Raw genomic sequence first — 6,727 nt, forward strand, 5'->3', positions numbered from 1 at the left:
GTCCTCGCGCACGGCGCCCACGGTGACGCGCACGAACTCGTGGCGGTCGGCGCGCTGCGCGCCGGCGACGGGCGATCCGTTCGCCGCCGCGAGGAACGGCGTCCCGCCCGCGACCCGGATCCCGGCGGCCGCGAGCTGCACGAGCGTCGAACGCTCCGAGAGCACGGGCATCCACAGGTTGATTCCGTCGGCGTGCATCACGGGGATGCCGCGCGACCGCAGCGCGTCCCCGAGTGCGCGCTGGCGCGTGTAGTAGGCCCGGCGCGCCTCGGCGACGGCGTCGATCGCCGCGCCGTCGGTCAGCAGGTCGAGCAGGATCGACTGGAGCATCCGGCTCGTCCACCCCGGGCCGAGCATGCGGCGCGCCATGATCCGGCCGATGAGGTCGCGCGGGCCGCCGACCGCGGCGATGCGCAGGTCGGGGCCGTGCGACTTCGAGAAGCTGCGCACGTGCACGACGCGATCGGGCAGGTGCGTGCCGAGCGTGACGTCGCCCTCGGTCGAGATGAGTCCCGAGTGGTCGTCCTCGACGACGACGAGGTCGAGGCCATGCTCGTCGACGGCCGAGCGGATGACTCCCGCGAGCGCCGCGGCACGGGCCGGCGTCATCGACGCGCCCGTCGGGTTCTGGGCTCGCGGTTGCAGCAGGATGGCCGCGGGCCGTCGGCGCAGCGCGACGGCGAGCCCCTCCGGAGACATCCCCTGCTCGTCGATCGCGACCGGCACGGCCTCGGCGCCGAGCAGGTCGAGGAGGTCGAGGAACGGCGGGAAGCCGGGGTGCTCGACGACGACCCGGTCGCCGAATCGCACGACCTGCTCGAGCGTGCGCGAGATGGCGTCGAGCGCACCGTCGACGACCACGATCGACTCCGCCTCGCCGGGCCAGGAGCGGCGCAGGACCGCCGCGAGCGCGGGGATGACGGGTTCGGCCTGGTAGCTCCCGACATCCGCCCGCGCGGACACCCGCGAGAGCGCGGGGCCGAGGGCCGGCAGGAGCAGGGGGTCGGGCGTGCCCCGCGAGAGGTCGAGCCGCACGGGGTCGTCGGGCGGGGCCATGCCGCGCATGCGCATCGCGGGGCCGGCAGAGGCGTCCCGTCGCACGAAGCTGCCCGCTCGACCGCGCGACTCGATGAGCCCGGCGCGAGCGAGCGCCTGCCACGCCTGGCTGATGGTGGCCGGGCTCACGCCGAGCGAGGAGGCGAGTTCGCGCACCGTGGGCAGGCGGACGCCCGCCTCGAGTTCCCCGTTGTTCACGAGCCGTGCGAGGTCGGCGGCGATGCCGCGCGGCGTCGTGTCGGCGAAGGGCGCGAGGGAGGTCAATTCGGAGACATCCACTCGAATACCTGATCGCACCATTGCCTCCTCACGAAGCAAGGGACAGGATGTTTAACCACCACGTCACAGAGTGAAACAAAAGGGAAATGTTCACGCCGAAGAATAACAGAACGGGTCGCAACCCCGATCTGGCACCCGCCGCCGGTCCCCACCCGGCGTCGATTCTCGGCACCACTGCTCGGCGTCACCGCGCGCACGGCAGGCACTGAGCTCCACGCCTGCACCGCTGGCGGCAACGACGCCGACCGACTCAGGAGGCACCATGACGATCGTTCGAGCGGCCATCACCCAGACCACGTGGACGGGTGACAAGGAGTCGATGCTCGACAAGCACGAGCAGTTCGCGCGCCAGGCGAAGGAGCAGGGCGCCCAGGTGATCTGCTTCCAGGAGCTCTTCTACGGGCCCTACTTCGGCATCACGGAGGACGTGAAGTACTACGACTACGCCGAGCCCGCCGACGGCCCGATCGTGCAGCGCTTCGCCGCACTCGCGAAGGAGCTCGAGATGGTCATGGTGCTGCCCATCTACGAGGAGGAGCAGCCCGGCGTGTACTACAACACCGCGGTCGTCGTCGACGCCGACGGCACGATCCTCGGCTCGTACCGCAAGCACCACATCCCGAACCTCGACAAGTTCTGGGAGAAGTTCTACTTCCGGCCCGGCAACCTCGGCTACCCCGTCTTCCAGACCGCGGTCGGCCCCATCGGCGTCTACATCTGCTACGACCGGCACTTCCCCGAGGGATGGCGCGAGCTCGGCCTGAACGGCGCGCAGATCGTGTTCAACCCGAACGCGACCAAGCCCGGCCTCTCGAACCGGCTCTGGGAGATCGAGCAGCCCGCCGCGGCCGCCGCGAACGGCTACTTCATCGGCGCCGCGAACCGCGTCGGCCTCGAGGACAACGAGTACGGCGACCTCGCCGTGAACTTCTACGGCAAGAGCCAGTTCGTCGACCCGCAGGGCAACATCGTCGGCGAATACGGATCGGAGACCGACGAGGAGGTCGTGGTCCGCGACCTCGACATGGACATGATCCGCCAGGTCCGCAACGCGTGGCAGTTCTACCGCGACCGCCGGCCCGAGTCGTACACGTCCATCCCGAAGCCGTAGCCGACGAGACGCGAAGGAGCGAAGCGCATGGCCACCACCCTCATCTCCGGCGGCACCGTCGTCAGCGCCACCGGCCGTTCCGCGGCCGACGTGCTCGTCGACGGCGAGAAGATCGTCGCCGTCCTGCAGCCCGGCAGCGAGCTGTTCGGCACGGACGTCGCGGCATCCGTCGACCGCGTCGTCGACGCCACCGGCAAGTACGTCATCCCCGGCGGCATCGACGCCCACACCCACATGCAGCTGCCGTTCGGCGGCACGGAGGCGTCCGACACGTTCGAGTCGGGCACCATCGCCGCCGCGCACGGCGGCACGACCTCGATCATCGACTTCGCCGTGCAGACCTACGGCCAGCGGCTCGAAGACGGGCTGGCCGCCTGGCACGAGAAGGCCGGCGGCAACTGCGCGATCGACTACGGGTTCCACCAGATCGTCGGCGACGTCAACGAGGCGTCGCTCGAGGCGATGAAGAAGCTGCCCGACGAGGGCGTCACGAGCTTCAAGATGTTCATGGCCTACCCGGGCGTCTTCTACTCGGACGACGCGCAGATCCTGAAGGCCATGCAGGTCTCGCGCGACACCGGCATGCTCACGATGATGCACGCCGAGAACGGCCCCGCCATCGACGTGCTCGCCCAGCAGCTGGTGGACCAGGGCAAGACCGACCCGTACTACCACGGCATCGCCCGGGCCTGGGAGATGGAGGAGGAGGCGACGCACCGCGCGATCATGCTCGCGAAGCTCACGGGCGCGCCCCTCTACGTCGTGCACGTGTCGGCGAAGCAGGCCGTCGAGCAGCTCGCCTGGGCGCGCGACAAGGGCCAGAACGTCTACGGCGAGACGTGCCCGCAGTACCTGTACCTCTCGCTCGAAGACCAGCTCGGTGCGCGGAGCGACCAGTGGGGCGCCTTCGAGGGCGCGAAGTGGGTCTGCTCGACGCCGCTCCGCTCGCGCGCCGAGGGCCACCAGGACTCGATGTGGCAGGCCCTCCGCACGAACGACCTGCAGATGGTCTCGACCGACCACTGCCCGTTCTGCATGAAGGACCAGAAGGAGCTCGGCCTCGGCGACTTCCGGAAGATCCCGAACGGCATCGGCTCGATCGAGCACCGGATGGACCTCATGTACCAGGGCGTCGTGACCGGCGAGATCACGCTCGAGCGCTGGGTCGAGCTCACGAGCACGACCCCGGCCCGCATGTTCGGCCTGTACGGCACGAAGGGCGTCATCCAGCCCGGCGCCGACGCCGACATCGTGGTCTACGACCCGAACGGCCACACCTCGATCGGCCTCGAGAAGACCCACCACATGAACATGGACTACTCGGCGTGGGAGGGGTACGAGATCGACGGCAAGGTCGACACGGTCATCAGCCGGGGCAAGGTCGTCGTCGAGGACGACGCCTACGTCGGCGCCAAGGGCGACGGGCGCTACCTCAAGCGCGGCCTGAGCCAATACCTCATCTGATCGGGAGAGGAACCCCGCCATGGACTTCGGAGTCGTCCTGCAGACCAACCCGCCCGCCTCGCGGGCGGTCCACCTCGCCAAGCTCGCGGAGCAGTTCGGGTTCAGCCACGTCTGGACCTTCGACTCGCACCTGCTGTGGGAGGAGCCGTACGTCATCCACTCGCAGATCCTCGCCGAGACGCGGCGCGTGACCGTCGGCCCGTTCGTGACCAACCCGGCCACGCGCGACTGGACCGTCACCGCGTCGACGTTCGCGACGCTCAACGAGATGTACGGCAACCGCACCGTCTGCGGCATCGGCCGCGGCGACTCGGCCGTGCGCGTCACCAACGGCAAGCCGGTGACGATGCGCGAGCTGCGCGAGTCGATCCACGTCATCCGCGAGCTCGCGAACTCGCGGGCCGTCGAGTACAAGGGCTCGACGCTGCGCTTCCCGTGGTCCACGGGTTCCGAGCTCGAGGTCTGGGTCGCCGCGTACGGCCCGATGGCACTGAAGCTCACCGGCGAGGTCGGCGACGGCTTCATCCTGCAACTCGCCGACGTCGACATCGCCGCGTGGATGATCAAGACCGTGCGGGACGCCGCGGAGGCCGTCGGGCGCGACCCGATGTCGATCAAGTTCTGCGTGGCCGCGCCGTTCTATATCGGCGAGGACCGCGCGCACATGCTCGACCAGTCGCGCTGGTTCGGCGGCATGGTCGGCAACCACGTGGCCGACATCGTGGCCAAGTACGGCGAGCACGGCAGCGTGCCCGACGCGCTCACCGACTACATCCGCGGTCGCCAGGGCTACGACTACAACACCCACGGCAAGGCCGACAACGACCACGTCGACTTCGTGCCCGACGAGATCGTCGAGCGCTTCTGCGTACTCGGCACCGCCGAGGAGCACATCGAGAAGCTGAAGCAGCTCGCAGAGCTCGGCGTCGACCAGTTCGCCGGCTACCTCCAGCACGACAACAAGGAGGAGACGATGCGGGTGTACGGCGAGACCGTGATCCCCGCCATGACCGAGCACCTCACGGCGAAGGCATGACGGCGACCGCGACCACCCCCCGGGCCAGGCGGGCGCACCGTTGGCGCGCCGTCGTCTGGGGCGTCGTCGGGGTCATCGCGCTCGCCGCGCTGTGGGAGCTGTACAAGCTCGTCGGCCCCGCCGACGGCTGGCTGGTCGGTGCGCAGGAGGGCGTGACGGGCAGCGGCATCCGCCTGCTGCCGCGCACGAGCGACCTGGCGATGCCGCACATCTGGGAGATGTTCGCGCGCATCGTCGAGCCCGTGACCCGGGCGTCGGGCGCGCTGCCGCTCGGCGTGGTCGTCCTGCTCGCGGCGCTCACGAGCCTCGGCGTCGCGGCGCTCGGCTGGCTCGTGGGCGTCGTCGTCGGCTTCGCGCTCGCGCTGCTCATGCTCGGCTTCCGCATCGCGGAGCGCGCGGTGCTCCCCTTCGTCATCCTCAGCCAGACCGTTCCGCTCATCGCGCTCGCGCCCCTGATCCGCAACTGGGGCTCGCGCCTCGAGTTCGGCGCGTTCTCGTGGGAGAGCTGGATGTCGGTCGTGATCATCGCGAGCTACCTCGCGTTCTTCCCGGTCGCCGTCGGCGCCCTGCGGGGCCTGCAGTCGCCGGATGCCGCGCACCTCGACCTCATGCGCAGCTATGCGGCGGGGTGGTGGACCACGCTGTTCCGGCTCCGCCTGCCCGCGAGCGTCCCGTTCCTCATCCCGGCGCTGCGGCTCGCCGCCGCCAACGCCGTCGTCGGCACCGTCGTCGCCGAGATCTCGGTCGGGTTCACGGGCGGCATCGGCCGGCTCATCCTCGAGACCGCGGTCGCCGCGTCGAGCGACCCGGCGAAGCCCTGGGCCCCGATCCTCGGCGCGGTGCTGCTCGGCCTCGTCGCAGCAGGTTTCGTCGCCCTCCTCGCCGCCTTCCTCAGCCCGTTCCGCCGACAGGAGACCGTCGCATGAGCACCCCGAACCCGAGCACGCCCGCCCCCGAGCCCTCGGCCTCCGGCGGCGCGACGACGGCCACCGCCGACGCGACCGAGGCCGTCGTCGCCCGGGGCGTCGAGCGCGTCTTCACGGGCGCCAAGGGCGCCGAGGTGACCGCGCTCACGGGCATCGAGCTCACGGTGCACGACGGCGAGTTCGTGTCGCTCATCGGCCCGTCGGGCTGCGGCAAGTCGACCCTGCTCCGGCTCATCGCCGACCTCGACGAACCGACCGCGGGCGAGATCCGGGTCTTCGGCAAGACCTCCCGCCAGGCCCGCATCGACCAGTCGTACGGCATCGCGTTCCAGCAGGCCGGGCTCCTGCCGTGGCGAACCGTCGCGGCGAACATCGAGCTGCCGCTCCAACTGCACGGGGCGGATGCCTCGACCCGCCGCGCACGTGTCGCCGAGCTGCTCGAACTCGTGGGCCTCGCCGACTTCGCCAAGCACTACCCCGACCAGCTCTCGGGCGGCATGCAGCAGCGCGTCGCGATCGCCCGATCGCTCGCCGAACAGCCCCGGCTGCTCCTCATGGACGAGCCGTTCGGCGCGCTCGACGAGATGACCCGCGAGCGCATGCAGACCGAGCTCCTGAAGATCCGCGCCGAGACCGGCGCCGCGGTCGTGTTCGTGACGCACTCGATCCCCGAGGCGGTCTACCTCTCCGACCGCGTCGTCGTGATGTCGCCCCGCCCCGGCCGCATCACCGATGAGATCGACGTGCGCCTCGGCGGCGCGGCGGAGCGCGGGGAGGACCTCCGCGAGGACGCCGCGTTCTTCGCCGGCGTCACCGCCGTGCGCGAGGCGCTGCACGGGCCGACGACGGCGCCCG

At 70.5% G+C, this 6,727-nt stretch carries 6 protein-coding genes; 5 read left to right on the forward strand and 1 reads right to left on the reverse strand.

What is annotated here, in order from left to right; translation table 11 throughout:
• A partial coding sequence (locus ESO86_RS09215) for an aminotransferase-like domain-containing protein (protein ID WP_242492295.1) occupies nt 1-1,320 on the reverse strand: 1,320 nt, incomplete at its 3' end.
• Nucleotides 1,321-1,597: 277 nt separating this feature from the next.
• On the opposite strand from ESO86_RS09215, the gene ESO86_RS09220 reads away from it, so the two are divergent.
• From ESO86_RS09220 to ESO86_RS09240, 5 genes are all read left to right on the forward strand, one after another.
• Nucleotides 1,598-2,446: a nitrilase-related carbon-nitrogen hydrolase gene (locus ESO86_RS09220; RefSeq protein WP_129234631.1), complete on the forward strand. Its 849-nt coding sequence runs from the start codon at nt 1,598-1,600 to the stop codon at nt 2,444-2,446.
• 27 nt (nt 2,447-2,473) lie between these two features.
• Nucleotides 2,474-3,910 (forward strand): dihydropyrimidinase, encoded by a 1,437-nt coding sequence (hydA, locus tag ESO86_RS09225; protein WP_129234632.1) that lies wholly within the window; start codon nt 2,474-2,476, stop codon nt 3,908-3,910.
• A 19-nt stretch (nt 3,911-3,929) separates the two neighbouring features.
• Nucleotides 3,930-4,946 (forward strand): TIGR03842 family LLM class F420-dependent oxidoreductase, encoded by a 1,017-nt coding sequence (locus ESO86_RS09230; protein WP_129234633.1) that lies wholly within the window; start codon nt 3,930-3,932, stop codon nt 4,944-4,946.
• Complete coding sequence (locus ESO86_RS09235) at nt 4,943-5,872, forward strand: ABC transporter permease (protein WP_129234634.1); 930 nt, start codon at nt 4,943-4,945, stop codon at nt 5,870-5,872. The genes ESO86_RS09230 and ESO86_RS09235 overlap by 4 nt, the downstream gene beginning before the upstream one ends.
• The coding region (locus ESO86_RS09240) for an ABC transporter ATP-binding protein (protein WP_165307573.1) at nt 5,869-6,727 on the forward strand (859 nt) is incomplete at its 3' end. The genes ESO86_RS09235 and ESO86_RS09240, both read left to right, overlap by 4 nt.

This window comes from Agromyces binzhouensis, from assembly GCF_004135055.1.
Taxonomy (GTDB): domain Bacteria; phylum Actinomycetota; class Actinomycetes; order Actinomycetales; family Microbacteriaceae; genus Agromyces; species Agromyces binzhouensis.

Excerpts from the sequence above, each read along its gene's own strand:
- hydA (WP_129234632.1), top strand. The coding sequence starts at position 2,474 with ATGGCCACCACCCTCATCTCCGGCGGCACCGTCGTCAGCGCCACCGGC.
- ESO86_RS09220 (WP_129234631.1), top strand. The coding sequence starts at position 1,598 with ATGACGATCGTTCGAGCGGCCATCACCCAGACCACGTGGACGGGTGAC.
- ESO86_RS09235 (WP_129234634.1), top strand. The coding sequence starts at position 4,943 with ATGACGGCGACCGCGACCACCCCCCGGGCCAGGCGGGCGCACCGTTGG.
- ESO86_RS09230 (WP_129234633.1), top strand. The coding sequence starts at position 3,930 with ATGGACTTCGGAGTCGTCCTGCAGACCAACCCGCCCGCCTCGCGGGCG.